At 39.6% G+C, this 26,588-nt stretch carries 25 protein-coding genes and 4 pseudogenes; 21 read left to right on the top strand and 8 right to left on the bottom strand.

All coding sequences use genetic code 11. The features are described from left to right. Positions 1-66 precede the first annotated feature (66 nt). A complete protein-coding gene (gene cutA, locus CZ434_RS07130) occupies positions 67-387 on the top strand; it encodes a divalent cation tolerance protein CutA (RefSeq protein ID WP_077622487.1) in 321 nt (106 codons plus the stop codon). 536 nt (positions 388-923) lie between these two features. Here cutA and CZ434_RS07125 read toward each other — a convergent pair. The 3 genes and pseudogenes from CZ434_RS07125 to CZ434_RS07115 all read right to left on the bottom strand — a co-directional run bounded on the left by CZ434_RS07125 (position 924) and on the right by CZ434_RS07115 (position 2,936). After that, on the bottom strand, positions 924-1,820 hold the full coding sequence (locus tag CZ434_RS07125) for a VOC family protein (protein WP_342745727.1): 897 nt from the start codon (positions 1,818-1,820) through the stop codon (positions 924-926). A 65-nt stretch (positions 1,821-1,885) separates the two neighbouring features. Continuing rightward, positions 1,886-2,309: pseudogene (locus CZ434_RS07120) on the bottom strand (SRPBCC domain-containing protein). A gap of 229 nt (positions 2,310-2,538) precedes the next feature. Beyond that, positions 2,539-2,936: pseudogene (locus CZ434_RS07115) on the bottom strand (ArsR/SmtB family transcription factor). Positions 2,937-3,227: 291 nt separating this feature from the next. Here CZ434_RS07115 and CZ434_RS22725 point away from each other — a divergent pair. Then, a pseudogene (locus CZ434_RS22725) lies at positions 3,228-3,410 on the top strand (enoyl-CoA hydratase); the annotation flags it as partial. A gap of 270 nt (positions 3,411-3,680) precedes the next feature. Here the strand turns inward: CZ434_RS22725 and CZ434_RS07110 are convergent. Next, on the bottom strand, positions 3,681-3,830 hold the full coding sequence (locus CZ434_RS07110) for an anti-repressor SinI family protein (protein ID WP_077622485.1): 150 nt from the start codon (positions 3,828-3,830) through the stop codon (positions 3,681-3,683). Between the two features lie 666 nt (positions 3,831-4,496). On the opposite strand from CZ434_RS07110, the gene CZ434_RS07105 reads away from it, so the two are divergent. The 10 genes from CZ434_RS07105 to CZ434_RS07060 all read left to right on the top strand — a co-directional run bounded on the left by CZ434_RS07105 (position 4,497) and on the right by CZ434_RS07060 (position 13,567). Then, complete coding sequence (locus tag CZ434_RS07105; RefSeq protein ID WP_077622484.1) at positions 4,497-4,949, top strand: VOC family protein; 453 nt, start codon at positions 4,497-4,499, stop codon at positions 4,947-4,949. A 266-nt stretch (positions 4,950-5,215) separates the two neighbouring features. Beyond that, the gene (locus CZ434_RS07100; RefSeq protein WP_077622483.1) at positions 5,216-5,770 is read left to right on the top strand and encodes an alpha/beta fold hydrolase; all 555 of its coding nucleotides are present in this window, start codon (positions 5,216-5,218) and stop codon (positions 5,768-5,770) included. A gap of 392 nt (positions 5,771-6,162) precedes the next feature. Further along, a complete protein-coding gene (locus CZ434_RS07095) occupies positions 6,163-6,924 on the top strand; it encodes a TerC family protein (RefSeq protein ID WP_077622482.1) in 762 nt (253 codons plus the stop codon). A gap of 124 nt (positions 6,925-7,048) precedes the next feature. Then, positions 7,049-7,576, top strand: a complete 528-nt coding sequence (locus tag CZ434_RS07090) for a sigma-70 family RNA polymerase sigma factor (RefSeq protein ID WP_245831060.1) — start codon at positions 7,049-7,051, stop codon at positions 7,574-7,576. Next, positions 7,560-8,570 carry a DUF4179 domain-containing protein gene (locus tag CZ434_RS07085; protein ID WP_179107200.1) on the top strand — a complete coding sequence of 337 codons (1,011 nt, stop codon included), beginning with the start codon at positions 7,560-7,562 and terminating at the stop codon, positions 8,568-8,570. The genes CZ434_RS07090 and CZ434_RS07085 overlap by 17 nt, the downstream gene beginning before the upstream one ends. Positions 8,571-8,694: 124 nt before the next feature. Then, on the top strand, positions 8,695-10,191 hold the full coding sequence (gene rlmD, locus CZ434_RS07080; protein ID WP_077622479.1) for a 23S rRNA (uracil(1939)-C(5))-methyltransferase RlmD: 1,497 nt from the start codon (positions 8,695-8,697) through the stop codon (positions 10,189-10,191). 561 nt (positions 10,192-10,752) lie between these two features. Continuing rightward, positions 10,753-11,586, top strand: coding sequence for an Ltp family lipoprotein (locus CZ434_RS07075; RefSeq protein WP_077622478.1), 834 nt, complete (start codon positions 10,753-10,755; stop codon positions 11,584-11,586). Positions 11,587-12,020: 434 nt separating this feature from the next. After that, the gene (locus CZ434_RS07070) at positions 12,021-12,704 is read left to right on the top strand and encodes an RluA family pseudouridine synthase (protein WP_077622477.1); all 684 of its coding nucleotides are present in this window, start codon (positions 12,021-12,023) and stop codon (positions 12,702-12,704) included. A 235-nt stretch (positions 12,705-12,939) separates the two neighbouring features. After that, on the top strand, positions 12,940-13,362 hold the full coding sequence (locus CZ434_RS07065; RefSeq protein WP_077625103.1) for a cytidine deaminase: 423 nt from the start codon (positions 12,940-12,942) through the stop codon (positions 13,360-13,362). A 22-nt stretch (positions 13,363-13,384) separates the two neighbouring features. Then, positions 13,385-13,567 carry a hypothetical protein gene (locus CZ434_RS07060; RefSeq protein WP_095742901.1) on the top strand — a complete coding sequence of 61 codons (183 nt, stop codon included), beginning with the start codon at positions 13,385-13,387 and terminating at the stop codon, positions 13,565-13,567. Positions 13,568-13,756: 189 nt separating this feature from the next. On the opposite strand, the gene CZ434_RS07055 is transcribed toward CZ434_RS07060, so the two are convergent. Both CZ434_RS07055 and CZ434_RS07050 read right to left on the bottom strand, forming a co-directional pair. Beyond that, positions 13,757-14,143 carry a hypothetical protein gene (locus tag CZ434_RS07055; RefSeq protein WP_077622475.1) on the bottom strand — a complete coding sequence of 129 codons (387 nt, stop codon included), beginning with the start codon at positions 14,141-14,143 and terminating at the stop codon, positions 13,757-13,759. Between the two features lie 23 nt (positions 14,144-14,166). Continuing rightward, complete coding sequence (locus CZ434_RS07050; protein ID WP_077622474.1) at positions 14,167-14,370, bottom strand: helix-turn-helix transcriptional regulator; 204 nt, start codon at positions 14,368-14,370, stop codon at positions 14,167-14,169. 468 nt (positions 14,371-14,838) lie between these two features. Here CZ434_RS07050 and CZ434_RS07045 point away from each other — a divergent pair, with 468 nt between their 5' ends. The 9 genes and pseudogenes from CZ434_RS07045 to CZ434_RS07000 all read left to right on the top strand — a co-directional run bounded on the left by CZ434_RS07045 (position 14,839) and on the right by CZ434_RS07000 (position 23,648). Continuing rightward, positions 14,839-15,693, top strand: coding sequence for a DUF3100 domain-containing protein (locus CZ434_RS07045; RefSeq protein WP_077622473.1), 855 nt, complete (start codon positions 14,839-14,841; stop codon positions 15,691-15,693). Then, a complete protein-coding gene (locus CZ434_RS07040) occupies positions 15,690-16,136 on the top strand; it encodes a hypothetical protein (RefSeq protein ID WP_077622472.1) in 447 nt (148 codons plus the stop codon). Before CZ434_RS07045 ends, CZ434_RS07040 begins: the two co-directional genes overlap by 4 nt. Positions 16,137-16,160: 24 nt before the next feature. Further along, positions 16,161-17,507: an amidohydrolase family protein gene (locus tag CZ434_RS07035; protein WP_077622471.1), complete on the top strand. Its 1,347-nt coding sequence runs from the start codon at positions 16,161-16,163 to the stop codon at positions 17,505-17,507. A gap of 56 nt (positions 17,508-17,563) precedes the next feature. Then, positions 17,564-18,340: a sulfite exporter TauE/SafE family protein gene (locus CZ434_RS07030; RefSeq protein ID WP_077622470.1), complete on the top strand. Its 777-nt coding sequence runs from the start codon at positions 17,564-17,566 to the stop codon at positions 18,338-18,340. Positions 18,341-18,360: 20 nt separating this feature from the next. Then, on the top strand, positions 18,361-18,795 hold the full coding sequence (locus CZ434_RS07025) for a GntR family transcriptional regulator (RefSeq protein ID WP_077622469.1): 435 nt from the start codon (positions 18,361-18,363) through the stop codon (positions 18,793-18,795). Positions 18,796-18,807: 12 nt separating this feature from the next. Beyond that, a pseudogene (locus tag CZ434_RS07020) lies at positions 18,808-19,116 on the top strand (UTRA domain-containing protein); the annotation flags it as partial. Between the two features lie 485 nt (positions 19,117-19,601). After that, entirely contained in the window at positions 19,602-21,116 is a 1,515-nt protein-coding gene (locus CZ434_RS07015) for a glycine betaine uptake BCCT transporter (RefSeq protein ID WP_077622467.1), read from the top strand. A gap of 559 nt (positions 21,117-21,675) precedes the next feature. Beyond that, a complete protein-coding gene (locus CZ434_RS07005) occupies positions 21,676-22,635 on the top strand; it encodes an aldo/keto reductase family protein (protein WP_077622465.1) in 960 nt (319 codons plus the stop codon). Between the two features lie 92 nt (positions 22,636-22,727). Next, positions 22,728-23,648 (top strand): aldo/keto reductase, encoded by a 921-nt coding sequence (locus CZ434_RS07000; RefSeq protein ID WP_077622464.1) that lies wholly within the window; start codon positions 22,728-22,730, stop codon positions 23,646-23,648. Between the two features lie 242 nt (positions 23,649-23,890). On the opposite strand, the gene CZ434_RS06995 is transcribed toward CZ434_RS07000, so the two are convergent. Next, entirely contained in the window at positions 23,891-25,105 is a 1,215-nt protein-coding gene (locus CZ434_RS06995) for an MFS transporter (protein ID WP_077622463.1), read from the bottom strand. A 227-nt stretch (positions 25,106-25,332) separates the two neighbouring features. Continuing rightward, positions 25,333-26,211, bottom strand: a complete 879-nt coding sequence (bla, locus tag CZ434_RS06990; protein ID WP_179107356.1) for a class A beta-lactamase — start codon at positions 26,209-26,211, stop codon at positions 25,333-25,335. Positions 26,212-26,588 lie beyond the last annotated feature (377 nt).

Raw genomic sequence — 26,588 nt, 5'->3', positions numbered from 1 at the left:
CGATGATACCTTGAACTCAAGTATTTCTGTATCGGGGGCTACTATTAAAGAGGAAAGGATATTTTAATGAATTTCAGTTATGTGAAGTTTGAAGTGTTATTACCAGAAGAATACATTGTACCTTTACGTAATCATTTGAACAAAAAGAAAGTATTAACTGTTGGAGAGTATGATCATGTAGTTTCTTATACTGAGACCAAAGGATATTGGAGGCCCCTAGAAGCTTCAACACCATATTTAGGTGAAAAAAATACAATAGCATTTGGATCTGAGTGCAAAATGGAGTTCAAGGCGTCTTACAAGAGAATAGAGGAGATTAGAAATTTAATAAAAAGTATCCATCCATATGAGGAACCTATAATTAATGTTGTGCCATTAATTACGTAGCTTTTGAAATAATATCTTGATTTCGAGTCTTCCTGAATTGGGGGCGATTGTTCAATATAGACAATCGCTTTTTAACTAACGGAGAAGTTACGTTCAATAAGGAAAGATTGATTATTAGTTTGAAGTTTTAATAGTAATAAAGAAAAAACAAACGATGGGTAGGGGAGTTTATGGAATCTAAGCTAATTATTTTGTGAGGCAATGCGGGAAGTGGAAAAACTACGATTGCGAAAAGCCTTCATTGGCTGAAACTGATGGTGAGGCTGTGAATTTCTATAAGAATGATGGCTTTAACATAACAAGTATTGGAGAAAAGTATACGGGAGTTGAACGTTTTCAGTGTATTTTCAAGAGTGATTAATCAATGTGTACTGAAAATAAAGACGAAGGTGCTTAAATATTCGCTTAAATATCTTGAAATCGAGTCTTACATAAACGGGGGCTATTGGTGATTCTTAATATCGTATTTGATTGAAATTGTAAAATAAAAAAGCTGGCGCTAACCAGTTTATAATCAATTGAGAGCAAGATAATTATTACTTACCTTGATATGCTTCTATTAATTTTTCTATGTTGAACTTTTTCATTTGGAGAAATTTTTTTGTTAATCGGTTCAATTGTTCTGTTGTCCCATTTGCCATCATTTCTCCCATAACCTCCAGCCAGATTTGCCAGGAGACTCCATACCTATCTCTTAACCAGCCACATTGTTCTGCTTTTGGATCTGAGGATAGCATTTCCCAGTAGTAATCAATCTCTTCTTGATTTTTGCATCGAACTAATAGTGAAATAGCTTCATTAAATTTGAAGTTATGTGACTGAGCACTATCCATAGCAGCAAACCATTGCTTTTTAAGCATAAAATCTGTAAACATCAAAGTCCCTTCTTTATCTTGTTCAATGCCTGCTGGATAACGAACGATATTCCCTCGGCTTGACTCACTGAAGACAGAAAGATAAAAGTCACTGGCTTCTTCTGCCTTCCTAGCCACATCTTGAACATACATCAATGAAGGTACGATAAATGGTCGTTCTTCATCATCCGGGTTCGTGAGCATCAGCTGCCATGTCAGGCCATACTTATCCTTGAGCCATCCGTAGCGTTTACTGAACGGATATTCTTGAAGTGGCATAAGTGGTGTACCGCCTTGGGACAGCTCTTCCCAGACCAGATCTAAATTTTCCCTTGCGTTCTCATCTGTAGAACTGTCAAAATTGATAAAAAAAGATATAGAAGGATTAAACTGGAAATGTGGACCTCCATTTATGGCCATGAATGAATATCCTGCAATGTGAAAAGATACGACGTCACTATCTCCAGATGGCGTGTTACGAATTGTTGTGATATTGGTGACTTTTGAATCAGGGAAAATAGATGTATAATATTGTGCTGCTTCTTTGGCTTCCTGATTAAACCACAGATGGGGGACAATTTTTTGATTAGTGATTGGTATTCCTCCTTTTCATTATGACTGATACCTTGCTGATTTAATATTAGTTATTTAACTTCTTTAAGACGCTCTTCCAGGCGGTTCCAAGTTTCTGTGATGCCCTGCAGCATGCCCATATCCATAACTTTATTGAGGGCTTCCGCAGACTCATACTCTGTACGGTTAATTAGCCTCGTCTTTCCATCCATATCGATGAATTCCAAAGTGATCTCGGATGAAGGCATCGTTTCGTCAATATTACCATCAGCGTCCGAGAAAAAAAAAAGTATAAGTAATAATCTCTGGTTCAATAATATCCTTGTAAACGACTTTTCCCCAAGACTCCATCCCATAATATTCTCCTTGACCCTGATCCATACACTTCATACAGAAATGCCAAGTGCCGCCCGGTCGAAAATCAATATCGCAAACTGGAAGTTCCCAGCCATTTGGCCCCCACCAATGCTTGATATGCTCAGGTTCTTTAAACATTTTAAACACGAGATTGCGCGGTTCATCGAAGTTGCGCTCCAGTACTAGAACCTGATTGTTCTCTACTCTGGATTTTAATTGATTGAAAGACATTTTAATCCCTCCTTCGAAATGAAAAAACTTTCCATTTAGTTCTTTACCTGTACAGCAAAGTCATTATCTTCATCATCGTCAAAGTTACTATACTCTTAGGGAAAGGATGACTATTGTGTCTCAAAACTTGATATTTTTACTTGTGAGTCTCTCCATTTATGTTATAGGGGGGACCCTGCGAGATTTTTTTGTGTTTTCGTTGCCTAATCAACAATTCAATGTTTTTTCCTTTGTAACCATTGAGATAACCTTCCAACCAATCCATCCGCGATTCCCACATTAACGGTAGGAGTCAAGCCACTTATCCATCTCTTGAAGTGGTTCTGGTCTTAGCTTATATATCCGACGATTAGCTAGCGGCTGAACCTCAACAAGACCAGCTTCGCTCAAAACGCGAAGGTGTTTTGAAGTTTGGGGCTGGTTTAGGTTTAACTTCCCCGCAATCTCCCCTACTGGAAGAGGTTCGTCAAGTAGAAGGTCGACTATAGCAAGACGGTTGGGTTCTGCCAGTGCACTAAATGTTTGTACGTTCATGATGAGATTTCTCCTAACATATTTTTATTTTTCATACATAGTGTATGGTGTTACATTATGGATCACCTCCTAGTTTTTTCACTTTAATCTATGTCGCTCCCTGGTGTTGAATTAATTATTCCTTATAAGGAATATTCCCGTCAAGGAATATTTGAGTTTTTTCTCAGAACGGTAGGAAATACCTATCTAAAGTTTTCGATGTCTCGTCAGGAAAAGATAAACTGAAGAGGTGTTGCTGAGGCGATTATTGGGCTTTAAAGCATACTACTCTGCCAACAAGGAGGAAATCGAGATCATAAGGTATTGGCTTGTACGATGAGTTTTGAGTTTTTACGTCCTGTATTCACGAGAGATACCATCCTTTGTGAAGTGAAAATTGAAAAATACGAAAAGCAAAAAAATAATAGACAAGCTATTACTGCATCTTTTATATGTAAAAATCGAAAGTATAAAAAGGAAGCTTTTAAGGTGTAGTAATCTAAGATTTTTATAATTTCTTCAACACATTGTTATTTTGGACTTATTGTAGTTTTAAAAGAACGGGTATCTATTTACCTTATTGGATTTACTTATTTCTTGCTAGATGTATGTCCAAGTGAAACTACTTGGTCTATTGGATTACCGCTGAAATGAAACATAAATGAATACTGAAAAACGCTGGTACTTATTTAATCTGGCTTAAAAAAAGAAAGCCAATAAGCTTTCAATTATGTCTGATCTGTACTCATACTTTATAATATGTAATTATTTTAATTCACCTTTTGCTGATTCATTTTTATGATAGTCAAAATACGAGCGAATATCCGATACGGTCAGCCCAAGTTTCTTTGCTTCTCCCATTAACTGGACCCATTCCGGATCTAAAAAAGTAAATGAATTTTTTGGGTTCTTCATAAGAGCACCTTCTTATTGAAATTATTGTGTTTCTTACATAATATTATAAGTATTGGACACTTTTTAAGAGCTTTCAAATACTGTTCATATATCCTCTCTAGTCCCTCTAATCTTTATAAAATGTATATTTATTATACATCTATAAAATTTAAATTGGGTTTTTTATCCAAAAATATACAAAATCCTTCAGTAAGCGTTTTGTTTCACCCTTATAATTGTCATAGTCAGAATTTGTAAAAAAAGTGATACATTGAACAAGCAGCAATGCGAGAAAGTAAGGAAGAAACAAATTTAACAATTAAAACTGAAAACACAGTTGCTGTAGTTGAAGCATTCTTGGAAAAAAGGGCCAATCATGCTCTGTTCATTACTTACAAAGCGAAGTCGTAGAAGATGATGAAATTAAGTGGAGAGATATAAATACCGCAAACCAACTAATGCCTAAAAATCTAATTCCATTTTACGAGAGAAATAATGTTAAATACATTGGATCTCTATATGTGATGCACAAGAAATAGAAGACATCCAGTTTTTGAGTCTTCAACTAACCGGGGCTATTCTGAAACATCAAGTTGCTTTCTGTTTGAAAGGAATTTGTAACTTTTCAATAGAATACTTCATGAAGATAACTCAGATTAATAATTTTGCACATAAGGAGATATAACTATGGCGAATAACAAATTACTAAGAATGGACAATCTCGGGATTGTAGTAGACTCCCTTGATAACGCAATCGCTTTCTTTGAGGAGATTGGCTTGAAACTCGAAGGGCGAGCCACTGTCAAAGGTGAATGGGCTGGTCGCGTAACCGGATTGGTTTCTCAGTGCGTGGAGATTGCTATGATGGTTACCCCAGATGGACACAGCCGAATTGAACTTTCGCGATTTTTCACCCCACCTACTATATCAGATCACCGGAATGCTCCTGTAAACGCCCTCGGTTATCAACGCGTCATGTTCACCGTTGAAGACATTGACGAAATGGTATCCAGGCTCACTAAGTATGGTGCTCAGCTTGTTGGTGAAGTGGTTCAGTTCGAGGACTCGTATCGGCTCTGCTACATTCGTGGAACTGAAGGAATTCTAATCGGTTTGGCGGAACAACTCGGTAACAAATAAGTAAGTGAGATTTTATGAAAACCCTTTAATGAAGTAAAAATTGAAACAGACCAAATTGTGAAAGTACTTGATGAAAGTGAGTACGTTGTATAACTGCCCGTGGTCACCAGGAGAAGATATAGGGAAGCAGATTGTGGCGAAAACGTTATGTGCCAATTCCTCATGGTTTGAAGGAATTCTTATAAAAGAGGCAAAAGCTAAATTTGTTAATCAACTTTCAATTTCCCATTTCATAATAGAACTCTCACTCAAAAGGAGGTTATTAATTGAAGAAGCAAGTATTGTTTATTCACAGTGCAGGTCCTCAGAAAGGAAAGCGAGGAAGTAGTCATCTAATTGCCTATTTACAAAATTCATTAAGTAAGGATTACCATTTTTCCTCTCCAGCCATGCCAAATCCTGAAAACCCGAGTTATGCTGCTTGGAAGGCTATACTAAAGAAGAAACTTTCTGAGTTGAAGGGTAACGTTGTTCTGATTGGTCATTCACTGGGTGGCTCAGTCCTTTTAAAATATCTTTCGGAAGAAGCTTGTGACTTATCTATCTCTGGCTTATTTGTGATGGGATCGCCATACTGGGGCCTGGATAAAGAGTGGTTAAACCAAGAATTTGAACTCTCGAATGATTTTGCTTTAAGAGTTCCACAAATCTCCCAAATCTATCTTTATCAAAGCCGTAATGATGAAGTTGTTCCTTTTAGTCATTTCGAGTACTACGCGTATAAGCTACCACATGCGAAGACTAGGGTCTTTGAGAATTATGGACATTTATTTCAGGATGATTTGCCTGAACTTGTTCATGATATTGAGTCTACTCGATGAAGGTTTTCCTTTGAAAAAGTTTCACATTAAGCGAAGGGGGGGAACAGGTACATTCAAGTTCAAAATGTCTCAATATCGAGTCTTCCGCTAACGGGGGCAATTCTGAAACAAAAGAATTGCCCTCTTGTTAATGTTTTGGCCAGATAATTAAAGACTTCATTACGAGATGTCCGGACATCATAAGAGAACAGTAAGCGGGTTATTGGAAAATTGCAAAATAAAGCACCGAGTAATGAGAATTGAAAATTTTATCATCAAGTGTAACAATATAGTTAACAAAAAAATATATTCGAAAGTAGACTAGTAAAATTCTGAAACCGAGGTGTACCTTTTCCTGTGAGTTCACTTGGATGATGAATAATTACTAGTTACCCTTAGAAAGAGGTATTGTTTTGGAGTCAATATGGTTGGAATACGGATGGACGTTATTAATTTTGATTGGTCTGGAAGGTTTATTATCGGCCGATAATGCGCTTGTTATGGCTGTTATCGCCAAGCACTTACCAGAAGAAGAAAAGGAAAAAGCGATCAGATATGGAATATTGATGGCCTTTGGTTTACGATTCGTGGCTCTTTTTGCTATTTCTTTCATTGCAAATGTTTGGCAGATACAGGCTATCGGTGCTGCATACCTTCTCTATTTGGGTATAAGACATGTGGTAGAGGCGCGTTTCGGAAAGGAAAACGAGAACGTGCACAAGGAAGAGGAAGCAAAAGCTGCTGGCAAAGGGTTTTGGCCGACCACAGGTAAGATTGCTATAGCCGACCTTGCTTTTGCGATTGATTCTATTCTCGCTGCTGTCGCTCTTGCCCTTGCTCTTCCAAATTCTCCACTAGGAAATTTTGGCGGAATGGATGGCGGGAAATTCATTATCATTTTACTAGGCAGTATTGCTGGCCTTGTTTTGATTAAATATGCTGCAAGCTGGTTTATACATTTGCTTGAAAAGCGCCCGAGCTTAGAAACAACAGCCTACACGATCGTAGCTTGGGTAGGAGTGAAGCTGGCGGTCATCACCCTTGCCCATAAGGATATTGGGATACTCGACCACCATTTCCCTCACAGCACCGTTTGGACCCTCACATTCTATGGCGTTCTCGTTGCTATTGCTTTAATAGGATGGTTTGCCCCCCGTGAGAAAGTCCATAGTTAACATCGAATAGAAAAACATGTAATCGTCCGGATCCCGGACGATTTTTTTTATGAAAAAATTCAAGCCGAATTTGACTTTGGATTGTCTAATAAGTGTAAGGTAAAAAAAGAAGGGGTGAATTCCAATCATTAAATTAGTAAAAAAAGCTCAAAGAGGAAATGACAAAGCCTTTCTGAAACTTTTCCAGCAATTTGAACAAGACATTTATCGAATGGCATTTGTATATGTGAAAAATAAAGACGATGCTTTAGATGTCGTTCAAGACGTAGCCTATCAATCATACAAAAAAATCGATACATTGAGAGAGCCAGCGTATTTTAAAACGTGGTTAATGAAAATTACGATGAATTGTGCAACGAATGTAGTCAGGAAAAATAAAAAAGTCGTCCATTTAAAACCGGAATATGAGGAGTATTTAGGAACGGATGATGAAAATATTCCTCTATCTATATCCATACAAGACTTGCTGGAAACCTTGGAAGAGGACGAAAAAAGTATTGTTTTGCTGCGGTTTTATCATGATTTTACATTCAAAGAAATTTCCGAGCTATTGGAAATACCACTCGGTACGGCAAAATCGGTCCTTTATCGTTCATTGAAAAAGCTTCGTAAACAGGTAAGGGAGGGTGATGTTTGTGAACAACAAAATTAATGAAGAGATGCAAAAAATAGAGATTCCAAAAGAATTACATGAAAGGTCCAAATTGGGTGTGAAAAAAGCGAAAGCAGAGCAGCGAAAAAGAAGTTATATGAAGCCGTTGATAGTGGCAGTGATGATTTTAGCATTAACAACTACTTCAGCCGCTTTTGCCTTTCCATCTCTTTCATCACAAATTCCATTTATGGACAATGTCATCCGTTTTTTTAATGATGACTACAAAAACTTTGAAACCTTTTCAACTGACATCGGCCTTTCACAGACCAGCAATGGAACCACTGTCATGATAGACGATGCGGTATATGACGGAACGAATATTACGATTTCATTTGCAATCGAAACAGAACAAGAAATGAAGCAACCACTTGATATCTATGCGAAGAATTGGTTTGACGTCGTTGGGGCATCTGGAAGTGGAGGCAGTGAAAAGATTACAAAAATCAGTGACAATCGGTACGTAGGATTGGCATCTATCACTCCACATTTCAAAGAGGAAGAATATCCTGAAAAGGTAGATATCACTTGGAATCCTGAACTATTTACCAGCACTTCGGATGAGCTGTCATTGGAAGGGGATTGGTCATTTGATTTCTCGCTCAGTCGTTTAGAAGGCGATATAAAATTATTAAATAAAACGGTAAAGAATGAGAATGTAAGTTTTACACTTCAATCTATTGAGTTTACTGATGTATCAACTGTTATCAGCTATGAACAAGCTGTCACAGATGAACTTCTGCAAAAGTGGGAAAGTGTGACACCTGTCTTCACTGTAAAAGATGACATCGGTAATGTGTATATGAGTGGAACGAGTGGTGGCGGACAGACAAGTAACGATTTCAAAACATACAACGGAACAAGCGACTTCGGCACCATTAAAGAAGGAGCCAGTAAACTGATCATTCAGCCAACTCAAATTGCCAGTCTTAATTATGGAAAAGGTCATACCGAAATTGAACTTGACCCTATTGTTATCGATCTAGTTCAATAAGCAATAGAAAAGAAGGACTGTCCATCCAACATTTGGTGGCAGTCTTTTTCTCCTCGTGCGTTTTACTACTGTCTTTGGGTATTATATAATGGGTTGTCAAAGAAGATAAGGATAGGAAGTGCCTATGAATAAACGTAAGAACAGCGGATATAAAAAGTCGGCAACAAAACGCAATAAATCAAATAAACCATACGGGAAAAAGCAATTGACTGCAACGAAGCGTAAGGGCGAAAAACCCCAAGGTAAGCAGTTGTCATCAAACAAGCGCCGGAACAACAAGAAATCTGTCACGGTCAAGGTAACCTGTAACGGCCTGACCAGTGAGGGGAAGGGCATTGTCCAGTGGGAAGGAAAACAGTTGGAGATAGAGCATCTGCTGCCAGGCGAAACGGCTGAGATATCTGTGTCCCCAAGCGGGAGATATGCTAACGCAGAACTGAAGCGAGTCATCACCCCGTCTGAAAACCGGATCAAGCCAGCATGCTCGTATTTTTATGAATGCGGAGGATGCCAGCTGATGCATATGAACGATCAGGCGCAAAAACGTTTCAAACAGGAAACGATCGATAAATTGATGAAACCGTTCGGCAAGCCGGAACCCATTTTAACGATGGACCGTCCATATGACTACCGGAACAAGAGCCATACGACATTTGGCCTGAATAATGAAAGGCAGATCATTGGCGGGCTTTACGCCCAGAATAGTCATCAGCTAATCTCCATGGATCGGTGTCTCATTCACGACCCGAAAGCGGACGAGATCTGGCAAACCATTAAGGACATGATGAAGTCCTTTAAGATGCAGCCATACAATGAGGATACAGGACAAGGCTTTCTGCGTCACGTGCTGGTAAAGGTCGGCAAAGTCAGCGGGGAGATCATGGTCGTGCTTGTTGTAGCTTCATCTGTATTTAAGGGCAAGAATAATTTCGTCAAAGCGCTCAGGAAGGCCCACCCGGAGATTACGACCATCCTGATGAACGTGAACAACCGCGATACAAGCATGGTATTGGGCGATCAGGAAAAAGTGTTGTTCGGCAAAGGGACGATAACAGACACACTTTGTGGACTGAAATTCGATATTTCCGCTAAATCCTTCTACCAGATCAACCCGGTCCAAACGGAAAAGTTATACGCAAAAGCCATCGAAATGGCCGAGCTGACCGGAAAGGAAACCGTTATTGATGCATATTGCGGGATCGGTACGATTGGCCTGATTGCAAGCAAGAATGCAGGCAAGGTCATCGGGGTGGAACAGAATAAGGACGCTGTACGGGATGCAATCCGCAATTCCAAACGCAACGGCGTGAATAATGCCCGTTTCTATCAAGGTGATGCCGGAGAATTCATGGTCGAAATGGCAGCACGCGGCGAGAAAGCGGATGTAGTAATCATGGATCCGCCACGAAGCGGGAGTGATAAAGCGTTCTTGTCTAGTGTGGTGAAGCTTAAGCCGAAGCGGGTCGTTTATGTGTCCTGTAATCCGGAGACACAGGTTCGCGATATGAACTATTTGGTCGAGAACGGGTATGAAGTTAAAGGGATTCAGCCGGTTGATATGTTTCCGCAGACGGTGCATGTGGAAACGGTAGCGGAGTTAGTATGGAAGAATGACAAATAATCGGTAATACTCGGGGGCCACTTTTTATAAAGTGGTCCTTTTTGGTTTGAAATAGAATTTTATAAAGCAAAAAAACCAGCTTGTAGCGAAATACAATGCAAAAAGTGAGTAACAGCGTGGATGGATTTTTGGAGAAAAGAAAGTAACATGGAGAAGTATTAAATTTAACCCGGGGAAAAGGTATTATTTGGTATATATCGGATTACTCTAGCATAGGGTTAGAAAGAAGTGGATAAAAAAGAGCTGTTCAGTAATAGAAAATAGTTCAATTGTTCTAATTTTTTTACTTTATTATTGCTTCTTGTGTTAAAATTAATATTGTTTTTTGTAAAATTCAGGTGAAAACTGTCAAATTATAAATCAATAGATGGGTTGTTTGTAACTATATTTTGGTGAAAGTGAATATAGACTGACGAGAAGATAAACTTTTTATAGGAGGTGGAAAGATATAACGGAATTTAACGGCTTCTGAGAAGTAAGATGCCAAATAACATGTTTTTTCGTACCCTGACCAACATCAAATGATTTTGTAAGTAATCACCTTAAGAAAGGGAAAAAGAGATGGATTCTTTATTTTTAATATTAGTTCTTATATCTATTTTAGCATTTGTGATCGGCTTGATAAAACCCAGTATAGTTTTAAGGTGGTTTCCGGCAGCCAAAAGAAACAGGAAATATGCAGCGATGGTTTTTGGGATTTCGACCGTAGTATTTTTCATTTTATTTGGAGTAACTACTCCTCCCGCAACCGAGAGTGCTGTTGATAGTGAACAAGTAGAGCAAGAGGAAGAAACGGAAAAAGCTAAGGCAGAAGAAGAAGAAAAAGCTAAGGCAGAAGAAGAAGAGAAAGCCAAGGCGGAAGAAGAAGAGAAAGCCAAGGCGGAAGAAGAAGAGAAAGCCAAGGCGGAAGAAGAAGAGAAAGCCAAGGCGGAAGAAGAAGAGAAAGCCAAGGCAGAAGAAGAAGAGAAAGCCAAGGCGGAAGAAGAAGAGAAAGCCAAGGCGGAAGAAGAAGCAAAAGCCAAGGCGGAAGAAGAAGCAAAAGCCAAGGCAGAGGAAGAAGCAAAAGCCAAGGCGGAAGAAGAAGCAAAAGCCAAGGCAGAGGCAGAAACAATGTCACAACAACAAGCAGTAAAAATGGCTGAAGATTACCTTGATTATACTGCATTTTCAAAAAGTGGATTAATAGAGCAGTTAGAATATGAAGGTTTCGATAATAGTGATGCTACTTATGCAGTGGACAAAATCGAAGTAGATTGGAAAGAACAAGCGGTAAAGATGGCCCAAGACTATCTTGATTACACTGCATTTTCAAGAAGTGGTTTAATAGAACAGTTAACGTATGAAGGATTCAGTAATGATGTCGCAACTTATGCTGTAGACCAAGTAGGTTTATAATTAACATTTCGAACAAGTATCATAACAAGTGACTACAAATTGGTTCGATAAATTTACAGATCCGTACATGGTATTGCTAAGTGTAGCAATGCCTTTTCTTTTTCATTTTACTAGTGTTAGAACTGATTTTTTCTTGCACAGTGCAGCCATATTATTCATTAACAAGTTAAAAGAGTTGTAAAGACTAATCACTTATAAATTCGTCTGGAAATCGAATCGAACTAACTGTTTATAAGGAAGAGAAAGAATGCCGGAAACAAAATCCCGCCCTAAAAATCACATTTACTTTTCGGGGTCTGATCCAATAATTTCTCGGGGTTTTTAAACTATTATCCATATATTTCTTCAAGACTCCTGTTACCACCTGCCTTAACAGCGGGCGGGCGATTATGTTACCATTCTCTTTTAGAGAAGTAATAAGGAGTTAATAAATAATGGATATACCAATACTTTACGAAGACAATCATCTACTCTGCATTGAAAAGCCAGTAAATGTTCCTGTACAAGAAGATAAAACGAAAGATAAAGATTTACTATCGATATTAAAAGAGGATATAAAGTATCGGTACCAGAAGCCTGGCAATGTTTATCTAGCACTCGTCCACCGGTTGGATAGACCTGTTGGTGGTACAATGGTTTTTGCTAAGACGTCAAAAGCGGCCTCGCGTTTATCCATTATGATGCGCCGAAAATCGATTGATAAAAATTATTTGGCAGTAGTACGGGGAACAATGCCTGAAAATCATGAAGTGCTGGAGGATTACTTGGTAAAAAATCCCCGAAAAAACAAAGTACACACTGCTTCCAGTAACAATGAAAATGCCAAAAAAGCAGTATTGGAATATGAAGTGATCGGTAAAAAGAAAGGATTGTCCCTCCTTTGGATCAAACTTCACACAGGCAGACCACACCAAATTCGTGTTCAGCTTTCTTCGCGAAATCGTCCGCTTTATGGAGATCAAAAGTATGGGCAGGAGGTTAATCAACCAGGCCAGCAAATCGCCTTATGGTCGCAATCACTTGCGTTCGATCATCCGACAAAAAAAGAACAAATGAAGACATCGTCCTTGCCGCCAAACACCTTTCCCTGGAATCTATGGAAAGAGTTTGCGTGGTGACAAATTAGTTGAAATGAAGTAGGGGTCAGATTCTTGCTGTGGGCAAATGTCCATGCAGAAGGTCTGATCCCTTTTCTTGCATACATATGGACAGTATATCCACTTATATTCACGGAAACTTTTCTTATCCTGAATCGTATGATTAAATAGAAAAGAAAATTCTGTTAACTAGGTAGGGGGAACTTATCTTTACTACGGGAATACGATCAGAATCATGGAATGTGAGGTATTAGAAGTGGATATGGAACAAAAGTTATTTGAAGCAGCAACAGCTCTTATTGAAGAAAGATACCCTTCTGGATGGGGAGGGGCAGCGGCAATGTACACAAGTGATGGCAGGATATTGACGAGTGTTGCGCCGGAAGTGATTAACGCTTCGACAGAGTTATGCATCGAAACCGGTGCGATTTTGGAGGCCCATAAAATTAAGGTGAACATCACTCATTCTATTTGTGTGGTAAGAGATGATGAAAAGATGCCATTTAAAGTATTGACGCCTTGTGGGGTTTGTCAAGAAAGACTGTTCTACTGGGGGAGAGACGTTAAGGTGGCCATATCTTCCGATGATGGGGAGGACTCGCTGGTTTTTAAAACATTGGAAGAAGTACAACCATATCATTGGTCACGTGCATACAGTGACGATGAGCTATTTGACTAACTTTTGAATGGGGGTTATCCGTTTGGATTTATTTTTTTACATAACAATTATTGTTGGTTTTTCCCTAATATATTATGGATATGTAAAGAAATCAGATAATGATTTGAAAAAGAAAGAATTAGAGCTGGAAGAAAAAAGGCTTGAACTTGAAATGAAGAAATTAGAGATTAACCAAGAGTCGCCAGAACAAGGCGGGGAGCGTTAGAGAATAAAAGCTGAGTACATTTTAAAGGATCGCCCGTGCTGGCGGTCTTTTTCCATATTAGAAAGGTGTTGTACTTTATTTACTTTTTGAAATACAATTCGACCCATGTTTATTTCCCTTATTCAATAAAAGCCGTTGGCTATTCAGCGAGCAGCACAGATGCAGTTAACTTATTTGGTTGAATTTATCTTATTGTTGATTTAAAAATATGATTGCTCTCACCATCGGATAAATGACTAAACTTAGTGAAAAGCAGATAACCAAAGGGATATTTTTCAAATCTACAAGCACTCCAGTACCTTCAGTTACAAATAATATTATCCCTAAGCAGATAACTAAGATAAGATAACTTAATCCAGATGCCCTTTTAGATAGATAAACTTCTCTTTCATCTTGGTCTTGAATATCCATTTTGCCATTAGCTATATAATTAAACAGATATGCAAGAATAAAGGAAAAGAAAATAATGGTATCAAGTCTTAATTCACCATCAATGAACCATTTATACAGTCCAAAACAAGAAATGGCAATTAAAGCAACGGTACATATTACATAGATAACAATTCTATCTTTCATATAATTACATCCTTCTGTTTTTATTATCGTTCCTTATCCTCAAAAATAAATAACTCATCAACTGTTGTACGGAGATTACGTGCTAAATTAAATGCCAACGATAGTGTGGGGTCATATTTATTATTTTCAATAGCATTAATTGTTTGGCGTGTAACATTACATTGTTTAGATAATTCATCTTGTGTCATATTCAAAGATTTTCTGAATTTCTTCATATTATTCTTCAATAATTTTTATTCACCTTTACCACCCCGAAATGTAAAAACTATTTTACATTTATAAGTATAAAGAAACCAATAAAAATGTCAAATTATTTTTACATTTTTTGCGAAGGATATTTTAAATAACATTTCGTATAACGCTCCTTATAGATCTTAATAGCATAAAACTATTGGAATACAAAACGCTGTGTGAATTGTACTCCTATTTAGTATGTTTTCTCTCCAAAAAATGAATCTGTCAGGTTCAGCCCCCTCTTGTTTTTTTGCATTAAATAAAACGAACATTTCATCAAAAAAATAATAATTTGTTAGGAAATATGACATAAAATACCTCTTAGATGGTAGAATTAATTATAAAATTTCATAAATCCCAAAAATAAGTTATTTACTTATCAGATAAGTTAATGGTAAGATACTAATTATAAATTCAACTTATCAGACAAGTTGCAGTCATAATCAAAATGGAGGGGTTTGATGAAAAAATACAGTTCCATCTCAGAAAGGTTTAAGAAAGAATACAAGATTTACATAGTGGCATTTCTGATTTTGCTGATTGCGGATTCGATTGGTTCCTTTCAAATACCGCTAGGCCCTGGCATGGTCTATATTTTTCCGATTTTTTATGGAATCATCATCGGTGCCATCCTGGGTCCTGATGTCTTAGGATTTTTTAAGAAAGAAGAGGTTAAGGCAGCTTCTCCGTTGGTGTTAGTGGCCATCGCTCCGTTCATCGTAAAGCTCGGAATATTGGGCGGAGGCAATATTCCGAAGCTTATCGAGGTTGGACCAGCTTTACTGCTCCAGGAGCTGGGCAACGTCGCCACCGTGTTCATCGCTTTGCCACTGGCTCTTTTTCTCGGGTTGAAAAGGGAAGCGATCGGCGCCGCACACTCGATTGACAGGGAAACGAATCTTGGGTTGATCAGCAACTTGTATGGTCCTTCTTCTCCGGAAATGAGAGGAACGTTATCTGTCTATATTATTGGCGGATTGATTGGAACGGTTTATATCGGCATCCTGGCGACACTGGTAGCATCGACCGGTTTGTTCCATCCTTACGCACTTGGGATGGCCTCAGGGGTAGGTGCTGGAATCATGATGGCTTCTGCCACTGCCAGTTTGGCGTCCATGTACCCGGCATATTCGGACGATATCCTGATGCTTGGCGGTGCCAGTGACATGCTGACAGGATTGACCGGCATTTATGCTGCACTATTCATCGCCCTGCCGCTTGCCAACAAATTATACAGTGTGCTTGAACCCAAAATCGCTCAACGGAAAAAAGCGAAGACTACCATTTCGGACAAAGAAAAGGAGAAAATAGTATGAAGCTTAACGAATGGATTGTTATATTAGCCCTTGTCGCCATTGCGATTATCACTTCCAATCTAGTAGGTTACGGTGTATCCATTTTTGATTCCTTGAATGGCGTGTTGATTTTAGCGGGAATTGCATTTGTCGCTGTATTGGTATCAAAGGTGATTCCGTTGAAACTGCCGATTATCCTTTATTGTTCCTTGCTTGGTTTATTATTTGCATCACCCATCTCGCCTGTAGGGGATGTAGTCGCGGGTGCGACCGGCCAGATCGAATTCAAGGCGCCTCTTACAATTGTCGGAGTATTGGCCGGAATTTCGATAGGGGCAAGCCTTCATCAATTTAAAAAACAAGGCTGGAAAATGATTGTCGTCGCTTTGGTTGTCATGACCAGCACCTATGTAGGATCTGCCGTAATCTCGCAGATCGTTCTGAAACTGACTAATGCGATTTAAAAAACTTACTAAAGGTTGTATATAATGAAACAATTAATCGAAAGTGATTTGATTATCAAAGACTGCTCCATCTTAACAGCCGATTTTGATATAAAAGATAACCAATCGATCGTAATAAAAAATCAAACCATTTTAGCGGTGGACGATGCCGCTGCCATTCGGGAAAACTATTCGTCGTTATCAACCATGGATGGCAAAGGAAAATTGTTTATGCCTGGGTTGGTAGATTCGCATATGCATACATGCCAGCAATTATTGAAAGGGCGAATCGCGGATGAATACCCGATGATCTGGACACGGATCATGGTCCCGTTTGAAAGCAACTTAACAGAACAAGATGTACAAACAAGCGCACAGCTGAGCTGCTTGGATATGATCAAAAGCGGAACGACCGCCTTTGTCGATGCCGGAGGCACATATATGCATCAAGTGGCAGAATCAGCGATCCAGTCAGGACTGCGCGGCACGATCACCTGCTCGACGATGAATACAGGAAACCAAATTCCCGAGAGCATGAAAGCAACAGAAGAAGAGGCACTTAAACGGAATGTCGAATTGTTTGATGCATACCATGGTTCAGGAGAAGGAAGGTTGAATGTCTGGTTTTCGCTCCGTTCGATCATTTCCTGCACACCGAGCTTGATTACGAAAGTATTCGAAAAGGCCAAAGAACGGAATACCGGTGTACAGACACATATGAATGAATACCCGAATGAAATCAGCTTTTGTCTGGAAAATTATCAGAAACGGCCCTTTGAATTCCTTGAATCTTTACAAGTGCTGGATTCGAATTTCCTGAGCGCGCACAGCATCCTGCTTTCGGAAAATGAAGTGGATATCATCCAGAATCATGGCGTGAAAGTTGCCCACTGTCCGATAAGCAATGCCGGGAAAGGAATTCCCAAAACCCCGAGCCTATTGCAAAAAGGAGTCAGTGTCGGACTCGGGACAGACGGTGCCGCGCACTCGGGCCTTAGTATTTTTGACGAAATCAAAACGTTCAAATCGCTGATGCGCGCTTATTGGGGCACGCCGATTTTTGATCCAAAAGTGATGCCAGCCGGGAATTTGCTGGAACTGGCTACATTGGGCGGCGCCAGAGCGATGTTGCAGGAAGACCGTTTTGGTACGCTGGAAGTGGGCAAAAAAGCGGATTTGATTGGCATCGATATCGACCAGCCGCACATTCAGCCTACACATAATCTGGTTAATGGCCTGGTGGAATCGGTGAACAGTACCGACGTTTCGGATATGATTGTAAATGGGGAAGTCCTCATGAAAGACAGGGAAGTATTAACGATGGACGAAGAAAAAATCATGTACGAAAGCAAGTTGGCGATGGAAAGCATGTCAAAGCGGGCAGGAATTTAGCCGCTTGATCCCCATATAGAAAGAAAAAATGATATTGAACAGAATAGAGGGTTAACATGCTGACATATTTAGTTGCATTTATCTTGTTTTCTAATTTTTTTGTAGGTATTTTACTAGGAATCTCCAGTATCGGAGGATTCCTTCTTCCTTTGATATTTGTTGGATTTCTGCAATTACCCTTAAGGGATTCCCTTGCGCTTAGCTTCTTTTCTTTCGCTGTCGCAGGTTTGATAGGCGCCTATTATTACTGGAAAGCGGGCAATATGGACGTAAAGTTGGCCACATACCTGAGTATCGGCAGTATCCCGGGCGCGCTTATCGGCGTGAAGCTGAATGTGCTAATTCCTGATGATACAGCGAAACTTCTGCTTTACCTGTTCGTCTTGTTGTCAGGAATCTCTTTGTTGGTGAAAAATAAAAACAGCAACAACAATGGTCCGAATGGGATAACCAAGTCCAGAATATTGGACAGTAAAGCTTCCATTCTCATAATCGGTCTGATTTCAGCTGCCATTTGCTCCTTAACGGGGGCGGGCGGTCCGATCCTATTGGTTCCACTCCTTTCCAACTTAGGGATAAGCATCAGAGTGGCCGTCGGGGTCTGTTTGTTGAACTCTGTCGTAATCGCCATTCCTTCCGTATTCGGTTATTTCCAATATACCGATATGGACAACTTCGCGATCTTGTTAGCTGCCAGCATCCTTGGGCAGATTATCGGCACAATGATAGGTTCGTTCTTATCCAACAAGGTGAAGCTGAACCATTTAAGTGTTTCCATTGCCTTGTTAACAGTGGTATCATCAACGTATATGATCATTGTGCTGTTCATTTAGTATGCGGAAGGGTGGTAAAAATGGCTCTCCAAAAGATTCCGAAAGTCCATAAACAAACGGCTGTAAAACAAGCCATCGAATATTTGAAAAAGTATATATTAGAATCGAATAACCTAGAAAAAAGCAAACTTCCCTCAGAAGCTTATTTTGCCGAAGAGCTCGGTGTCAGCCGATTAACAGTAAGGGAAGCTCTTACAGTGCTTGAAAATGAAGGATTCATCACAAGAAGCCAGGGAAGCGCCAGTACGATCACGACGTTTGCCAGAAAACTTACCGAAAAAATTGACCACGCCGGAGAACTCAAAACATTCATCAAAGATTGCGGTTACGAAGTCATGATCGATAAGATTACCTATTCTTTCGAAAAAGCTACGAAAGAACAGGCGGAAGCTTTGAAAATAAAGCAGGGAGATGAGCTGCTGGTCGTGAAAAAAAGATTTCGCGCAGACGGCTAGCCAGCTGTTTACTGCATCAACAGAATTCCGAAAGTCTATATGCCCAAAGAGACGTTTACCGATAAAGAGTTAGGTGAAGACATTTTCTCCTTTACAGAAGAAAGCAACGGCTTTTCTTTCAGCCATGATCTGATGGAACTTGTCCCAAGTGTGGCGGATGGCGAAATCGGAGATATGCTGGATTTGGAGCCGTACACTCCTTTATTGCGGCTGGATATTACCAAGTACACGAATACCGGGATTCCGGTTATGTATAATACCGAGTATTATGTGCATGATCTGATTAAGTTTACGGCGAGTAGGTCGATTAGTCGTTTTTGATTGTGTTGGTCGGTGGTATGCATAGATGTATATTATTATCATGAAGGAAAGACGGGATAACGATTCCTCACTTATCATTTCAGCTCAAATTTGCACTGCAATTTAACTTGGCTGTCCCGAGTCTAAGAACTAGACTTTTGGGGCAGCCATTTTTGTTTACCCTTTTTTAAGGAAGTTCTTTCTTAATATTAATATCAGAGAAACTGGAAGCCGCCGAGAAATCGTCGACGCAAAAGAATGCTTTAAGCTGCATATGCCTAGTAATATTATAATAGGGAACTGCTCTCTACATATTAGTAGCGGGTTCTATTTTGTTTATTAATATCAAATTCGCTCACAAAAACCAAAAGTCCGCTCCCATTATGCCAGAGTATCCGCCAATACTACCCTCTGACTCACAACACATAAAACCATCCTATTTAAGGATAATAACTCTATAACGAATTCTCAGTTAAATCATGCCTGCAGGAAGGAGTCTTTACGTTATGCTTAAAAAATTCTCTACTGTATTTAAAGTATCGGCAGGGATCATGTTGGTACTGGTTGTTTTCGGCGTTGTGTGGCCTGACGGCTTAGAGAACCTCACCACAAACGTGCAAGAATTTATTGCGAGTAATCTAGGCTGGTATTACCTTATTATCGTTACATTTTTTGTCCTTGTCTGCTTTGTATTCTTAATCACGCCACTTGGTAAAATCAAACTAGGAAAGCCAGGGGACAAACCGGAGTTTTCCAGACCGACCTGGATTGCGATGCTGTTCAGTGCAGGGATGGGAATTGGTCTTGTGTTCTGGGGAACGGCTGAGCCAATCAGTCACTATGCAATCAGTTCTCCAACCTTAGAGACTGGCACCGATCAAGCTATAAAAGATGCCATGCGTTTCACGTATTTCCACTGGGGAATCCATGCTTGGGCGATTTATGGAATAGTGGCTCTTGTTTTAGCATATTTCAATTACAGACATGACAAGCCAGGCCTGATTAGTGCAACATTGGAACCGGTTATCGGCGGTGCAGCAAGAGGAACGTCAGGAAAAGTGATCGATATTTTTGCTGTCATCGCAACTGTTATCGGCGTTGCAACTACCCTTGGTTTCGGGGCTGTTCAAATCAATGGTGGTTTGGCTTATTTGTTCGATATTCCGAATAATTTTTTCATACAATTGATCATTATAGTCGTTGTAACCGTTCTGTTCATGATTTCTGCCTGGACGGGATTAGGGAAAGGAATCAAAATTTTGAGTAACGTCAACATGGGATTAGCAGGTCTCCTGTTTCTTCTCGTTTTCATTTTGGGTCCAACGTTATTCCTCTTAAACCTTTTTACAAACTCCATTGGCTCTTATATACAACACTTACCGCAGATGAGTTTTCGAATTGCGCCGTTGGATGAAGAAAAGCGTGAATGGATTAAATCATGGACGATTTTCTACTGGGCATGGTGGATTGCCTGGTCTCCATTTGTGGGAATCTTTATTGCCCGTGTTTCAAAAGGACGTTCCATCCGTGAATTTGTCCTTATCGTTTTAATGGTTCCATCCATTGTAGGTTTCCTATGGTTCGCCACATTTGGAGGAACAGCGATTCATCTTGAGCATTCAGGTGTAGCCGAGATATCGAAACTAGCAACAGAGGAGTCGTTGTTTGGTGTATTTTCGGAATATCCATTAGGCATGATCGCATCCATCGTAGCCATTTTGCTTATTAGTACATTCTTTATCACATCCGCCGATTCCGGAACCTTTGTGTTGGGATTAATGACAACAGGCGGTACAGGCGATCCAGGACAAACTGTTAAATTGACATGGGGCGTGCTTCTTTCCGCCACAGCTCTCGCTCTTCTCTACACGGGAGGACTGCAAGCTTTACAAAATACCATGATTATAGCGGCGTTACCGTTTTCAATCATCATGTTCTTGATGTGTATCAGCTTCTTGAAGTCCATTTATAAAGAAGGAAAAGAACTAGGTATCGGAGCGATTAAACAGAAGAAAAAATGAGAAAGAAACCGAAAGCTTGGATATAGAAATCCAGGTTTTCGGGATTTCCATTTGTACTGTTCTTTAATCTATAAAAAGTTTTGGTAGGTTATGTGACTAATTCCAGTTAAGACAACGTTCGTCCATTTCTAGAAAAATCCATAGACTATTTGTAGCAGGACAAAATCAACTTAAGGAAGTGACTATATTGCCTAGTTTTTTTGCAGGTCCGATTATCATTAACAGTAACGAAGGCCAAGTCATCACTGGGGATACTTTTTATGTCGGATCTTCCTCGACAAGTAAGGTTGTATCAGGCTCAGGCAGCTTTAAACCGGATATTGGATCAATAGCATTCTATGACAAGTTCTACTGTATCCTGTTTTGTTGTTTGCTTACTCATATACGGAGCCGCCCATTTTTATCCAATTATGGTTAACTTTTCAAATCTATTATACTATAAAAAATATAGTAAATATATTTGATGTAATTATATTTAAAATAATTCACTTCTTCTCTTATCATCGTTATTTTTATACAATAAAGATAGCGTTATCATGATATGGGAGGGAAGGATTTTATGAAGTATAGAAGACTGGGAAGATCCGGATTAAAGGTAAGTGAAATTAGTTTAGGTAGTTGGCTAACGTACGGAAAATCGGTAGAAGATAATATAGCTGAAAAGACGATACATAAAGCGTACGAGCTTGGCATCAATTTTTTTGATTCAGCGAACGTGTATGAGCGCGGTGAAGGAGAACGCGTGATGTCCTCTGCTTTGAAAGAGTATCCGCGCGAGTCGTATGTGCTGACAACGAAGGCATTTTGGCCAATGGGAGATGGCCCGAATGATCGAGGCTTATCACGCAAGCATGTGACAGAGCAATTACATGCAAGCTTAAAAAGAATGGATGTCGATTATGTGGATGTGTTTTATTGCCACCGCTATGACAAAGAAACACCTGTCGATGAAACACTTCGCACGATTGATGATTTAATTCGCCAAGGAAAAATTTTATATGCCGGTGTCAGTGAATGGAGTGCCGCGCAAATTGAAGAGGCTGTTGGGACTGCGGATAAATATTTGCTCGACCGCATCGTCGTCAATCAACCACAATACAATATGTTCCACCGTTACATCGAATCAGAAGTCATTCCTGTCAGTGAAAAATATGGAGTCGGCCAAGTCGTATTTTCTCCACTAGCTCAAGGTGTTTTATCTGGAAAATATAAGCCAAATCAAGTGCCACAAGACAGTCGCGCTGCCAATGAGTCGATTAATAGATTTATCCAAGGATTTTTGAAAGAAGATGTCTTGAACAAAGTCGAACAGCTAAAAGGTGTCGCTAAAGAATTGGACATTACACTACCGACATTAGCTTTAGCATGGATTTTAAGACAGCCGAACGTATCAAGTGCTTTAATTGGTGCGAGCAGACCGAGTCAAGTCGAAGAAAATGTAAAAGCAGTGGATGTACAGCTTACAGACGACATCCAAGAAAAAGTGGAATCCATTCTAGAGAATAAATCACATGATTAGAATTCATGCAACTCGTCTCCACCTCCCCACACATGAATTGCTAGAGGAAAATGGGGAGGGGTCCATAATAAAAGGAAAGAGGTGTTTAGGTGATGAAATATAGACGTTTAGGTAAGACCGATTTAAATGTTTCTGTTGTTGGTGTTGGTACATGGCAATTTGGCGGTGATTGGGGAAAAGATTTTAACCAAGCAGAAGTAGACGCAATTTTAACACGTGCAAAAGAAGTAGGAATTAATTTAATCGATACAGCAGAATGCTATGGCCCTGATCATTTATCGGAAAGCTTTATCGGCGATTTTCTTTCTCGTGATAATCGTGAAGACTGGATCATCGCTACAAAATTTGGTCACCATTGGCATAAAAAGTGGAGCCACGCTTGGAGTGTTGATGACGTACGTCAACAATTAGATGAATCATTACGATCATTACAAACAGACTATATCGATCTGTACCAGTTCCACTCTGGTTCTGATGAAGATTTTGATAATGATGCCTTGTGGACGATGTTGGATAAACAGGTACAAGCAGGTAAAATTCGCAATCTCGGAATCTCCATTGGCAGTAATCAAAATATTTATCAAACGGAACAAGCTACAGAACGCAATGCCAAAGCAATTCAAGTCGTATATAATCGCCTGGACAAAGCGCCTGAAGAAGCAGTATTCCCGTCTTGTATCGAACAGGACCTAGGTGTACTGGCAAGAGTTCCCCTAGCAAGTGGATTTTTAAGTGGAAAATATAAGCCTGGCGTCCAATTTTCCGATAAAGTTCGCCAACGCAAAGAACAAGCAGCTGTCGATGAACAATTAAGACGTGTAGAACAAATCAAACAAACAGAAGTTCCTGAAGATGCCGAAATGGCACAATGGGCACTCGGATGGTGTCTGCAGCACCCAGCCGTAACATGCGTGATTCCTGGATGCAAAAGCCCAGAACAAGTAGAAGCAAACGCCGCAGCAGCCGACCTCGACATCGTACCAGTCGACCATCGAAGCGCTGTAGTGAGATAAAGAAAAGCTGCCCTATAGTTGGGCAGCTTTTTTGTTATTTAGAGTGTATTTTTTATGAGAGCGCATTCCCGGCAAACAAGAGCAAATTCCCTTGGTTTGAATTTAGGGTAGTTGCCTGTCACTTCCTGTTAGACTTAAAGAAAGGTGGCTTATCAGTAAAGCACAACACCCCTGATAGTTAGTCTAACTTTTTGTAATAATTACGCATCACGCTCTTTAAAATGAATCATAGAAATCCCATATTAGTTTGAGGTCTTTGCTATTTGGTTGTTAACACTTATCTTTTTGCAATGCACGATAGTCAATAATAGATAGAGGATAAGAGCAATAATTGCGACGAAGTAAACTGCTTTGTAAGTGGCATATACTTCTGCAATAAAACCAAGCAAAATGGAGCCTGCTCCAATTCCTATATCAAATGAATTAAAGAAGGAGGATGCAGCACTTTCGTGTTCGTAGTCTTTAACTAGGCTTAAGGACCATGTTTGCAATGTAGGGAAAATTGCACCGAATCCAAGGCCATAAAGAGCACCAGCAATAAGAAAGTGTACATCATTTTTACCTAAAAGAATGACAAGTAATCCAGTTAGTGTAATTATACCGAATGGTAACAAAACAGAATATGGCCCCATTTTGTCATACAATTTTCCAGAGATTAACCTTGCAAAAAAACTAGCAATAGCTGTGATGGTGAAAAACCAAGCAATTAGTTGGAACTCTTTTTCAACAGCGTACAAAGGAATAAATGAAATGATTGATCCCACTGCTATACCTACTAAAAGAATAAGTAGGGAAGGAAAAGCTGCACGCTTTTCGAATATTTTTACAGTGAGTGTTTGTTTGCCATGATTGCTATCAGCATTTTTTACTTTGATTGTTTTCCTTGATGCGAAGGTTGCAAAAAAAAGGGCGAATAGTGTGATTGCCATTCCGTTTAGAAAAAGATTTTCAAATCCAAATGTTTCAAGAATGGAAATCCCGATGATTGGCCCCATAGAGATTGCAATTGTCTCACCCACCCCGAAATAACCAATTCCTTCACCCATTCGATCTTTCGGAATTCTCTCAGCTGTTACTGTGAGGAAATAGGTTGTTGCTAAACCAAAGCCCAAACCATGAATGATACGAATAAGCAATAATACTATTATGTTTGATGATAAAAAATAAAGCCCTGTTGATAGTGCACAAACTACTACTCCTGTGTTTAACAACAATTTCCTGCTAAAATGATTCGTTAACATACCTGTAAATGGACGAATGAAAATAGCTGAAAACATAAATATTCCTGTAACCAAACCGATATGAGAAGCCTCGCCGCCAATACTTGCTACGAATAAGGGGAGGGTTGGAGCGAGCATTTCAAATACCATAAACAACAAGGCATTTGCTGTCATAAGAAGAATAAATGGCTTGCTCCACAATTTAACTTTTGAATTTTGTTGAACCAAAACGGACATAAAGATACCTCATTTTATTTACAGAGTTAACTTATAAATTTGGTGAAAAAAAAGGACAAGAGATCAACGATTGTTGATCTCTTGTCCAATACTTTTCTAAGTATCCTCCGAGATTTGTATAAGAAAAATATACAGGGGATATTTCTATGAGTCAATATAAAACTTAATATCTCCACAAATTTGTACATTAAGTCCGATAAGTAAAGGTGGATACTGATTTATACCCTTTACTTTAGTGTCTTCAGGGCGATCTTGGCAGCCTTTGCAATCAGGCCATCATCATATTTGGCATCTTCTGTATTATGTCGGGACATAATTGCCATAACAATTGGTTCTCTGTTTGGAGGCCAGACAACTGCGATATCATTCCTCGTTCCATAACTTCCGGCTCCGCTCTTATCGCCAACTGTCCATCCGTCAGGTGCGCCCACACGAATCAGTGTATCTCCTGTTGCGTTTCCTTGCAGCCAATTCGTGAACCGTTCACGGTCCTCGTCGGAAAGCATGTCGCTGACTGCGTATGCTTGAAGATTTGTGGCGAGAGCTTTTGGTGTGCTGGTGTCACGGATATCTCCCGGCTTGAATTCATTCAACTCTGTTTCGTATCGATCCGATTGGGTAATGTTATCGCCGGCTTGTCTTAATGCTTCCTCAAAACCATCCGGCCCTCCCAGTGCGTTAAGTAGGAGATTCCCTGCGGTGTTGTCACTTGTACGTACTGCAGCTTCGGCAAGTTCGAATAGGGTCATCCCCGTATCCATGTGTTTTTCTGTAACCGGAGAATAGGGAACCATATCATCTGCAGTATAAGTGATGACTTTCTCAAGCTCTTCCATCGTCTTCTGCTGTAACAGGATGGCAGCTGCCAATGCTTTGTAAGTCGATGCAAAAGCGAAACGTTCATCTGATCGATATTCAATGGTCTGATTGGAACCTGTATCAATCGCATAGACACCAAGCCGGGCATTATAATCATCCTCGAGTTGAGCAAACTTATCATCGGTATTTGTTTCTTGCCCTGGTTTGTTTTCCTCATTAGATGAGACAGTGGTTGAATTGGCTGAATTAGCACAAGCGGAGAGTGTAATCAACGCGAGCAATGACATAAACAATGTAAAATTATGTATAGATTTAGGTGTTTTAATCAAATGGATAACCTCTTTCCTATTGTTCATTTACCAAGTTCATTGATCAGGTTTGAACAGTGTTAATTATAGCTAACCTGCATCTAATTCCTATAATACTCCAAATAATTTAAATAACCATAGGCTAATAGTTTTGGAGGAATGAGCCTAAAATGCATCCTCTTTCCTGGTACATAACTAATGGGATTAGAGAGGAAATACATACTATTAGGGCAGGTGCCTTTATCGAAAATACTAAAGAGCAACGCAAATCTGTCCACGTTGCTCTTCATTATCCCTTCTGTGTCTTTATTCGTTATCTTAACCTATTCTTCTTCACACTCATTGTGCAGGAGAAA

Origin of the sequence: Sediminibacillus massiliensis, from assembly GCF_900156915.1 — a bacterium.
Lineage (GTDB): Bacteria > Bacillota > Bacilli > Bacillales > Amphibacillaceae > Sediminibacillus_A > Sediminibacillus_A massiliensis.
The sequence above is the reverse complement of the archived record's forward strand: the minus strand, read 5'-3'. Positions and strand labels throughout refer to the sequence as shown.

What these genes read in the sequence shown, in the direction of transcription:
- CZ434_RS07040 (WP_077622472.1), top strand. Translation starts at nt 15,690, where the DNA reads ATGAAGCTTAACGAATGGATTGTTATATTAGCCCTTGTCGCCATTGCG.
- CZ434_RS07045 (WP_077622473.1), top strand. Translation starts at nt 14,839, where the DNA reads ATGAAAAAATACAGTTCCATCTCAGAAAGGTTTAAGAAAGAATACAAG.
- bla (WP_179107356.1), bottom strand. Translation starts at nt 26,211, where the DNA reads ATGTCATTGCTCGCGTTGATTACACTCTCCGCTTGTGCTAATTCAGCC.
- cutA (WP_077622487.1), top strand. Translation starts at nt 67, where the DNA reads ATGAATTTCAGTTATGTGAAGTTTGAAGTGTTATTACCAGAAGAATAC.
- CZ434_RS07075 (WP_077622478.1), top strand. Translation starts at nt 10,753, where the DNA reads ATGGATTCTTTATTTTTAATATTAGTTCTTATATCTATTTTAGCATTT.
- CZ434_RS07030 (WP_077622470.1), top strand. Translation starts at nt 17,564, where the DNA reads ATGCTGACATATTTAGTTGCATTTATCTTGTTTTCTAATTTTTTTGTA.
- CZ434_RS07105 (WP_077622484.1), top strand. Translation starts at nt 4,497, where the DNA reads ATGGCGAATAACAAATTACTAAGAATGGACAATCTCGGGATTGTAGTA.
- CZ434_RS07015 (WP_077622467.1), top strand. Translation starts at nt 19,602, where the DNA reads ATGCTTAAAAAATTCTCTACTGTATTTAAAGTATCGGCAGGGATCATG.
- CZ434_RS07025 (WP_077622469.1), top strand. Translation starts at nt 18,361, where the DNA reads ATGGCTCTCCAAAAGATTCCGAAAGTCCATAAACAAACGGCTGTAAAA.
- CZ434_RS07035 (WP_077622471.1), top strand. Translation starts at nt 16,161, where the DNA reads ATGAAACAATTAATCGAAAGTGATTTGATTATCAAAGACTGCTCCATC.
- CZ434_RS07055 (WP_077622475.1), bottom strand. Translation starts at nt 14,143, where the DNA reads ATGAAAGATAGAATTGTTATCTATGTAATATGTACCGTTGCTTTAATT.
- CZ434_RS07005 (WP_077622465.1), top strand. Translation starts at nt 21,676, where the DNA reads ATGAAGTATAGAAGACTGGGAAGATCCGGATTAAAGGTAAGTGAAATT.
- CZ434_RS07000 (WP_077622464.1), top strand. Translation starts at nt 22,728, where the DNA reads ATGAAATATAGACGTTTAGGTAAGACCGATTTAAATGTTTCTGTTGTT.
- CZ434_RS07110 (WP_077622485.1), bottom strand. Translation starts at nt 3,830, where the DNA reads ATGAAGAACCCAAAAAATTCATTTACTTTTTTAGATCCGGAATGGGTC.
- CZ434_RS06995 (WP_077622463.1), bottom strand. Translation starts at nt 25,105, where the DNA reads ATGTCCGTTTTGGTTCAACAAAATTCAAAAGTTAAATTGTGGAGCAAG.
- CZ434_RS07070 (WP_077622477.1), top strand. Translation starts at nt 12,021, where the DNA reads ATGGATATACCAATACTTTACGAAGACAATCATCTACTCTGCATTGAA.
- rlmD (WP_077622479.1), top strand. Translation starts at nt 8,695, where the DNA reads ATGAATAAACGTAAGAACAGCGGATATAAAAAGTCGGCAACAAAACGC.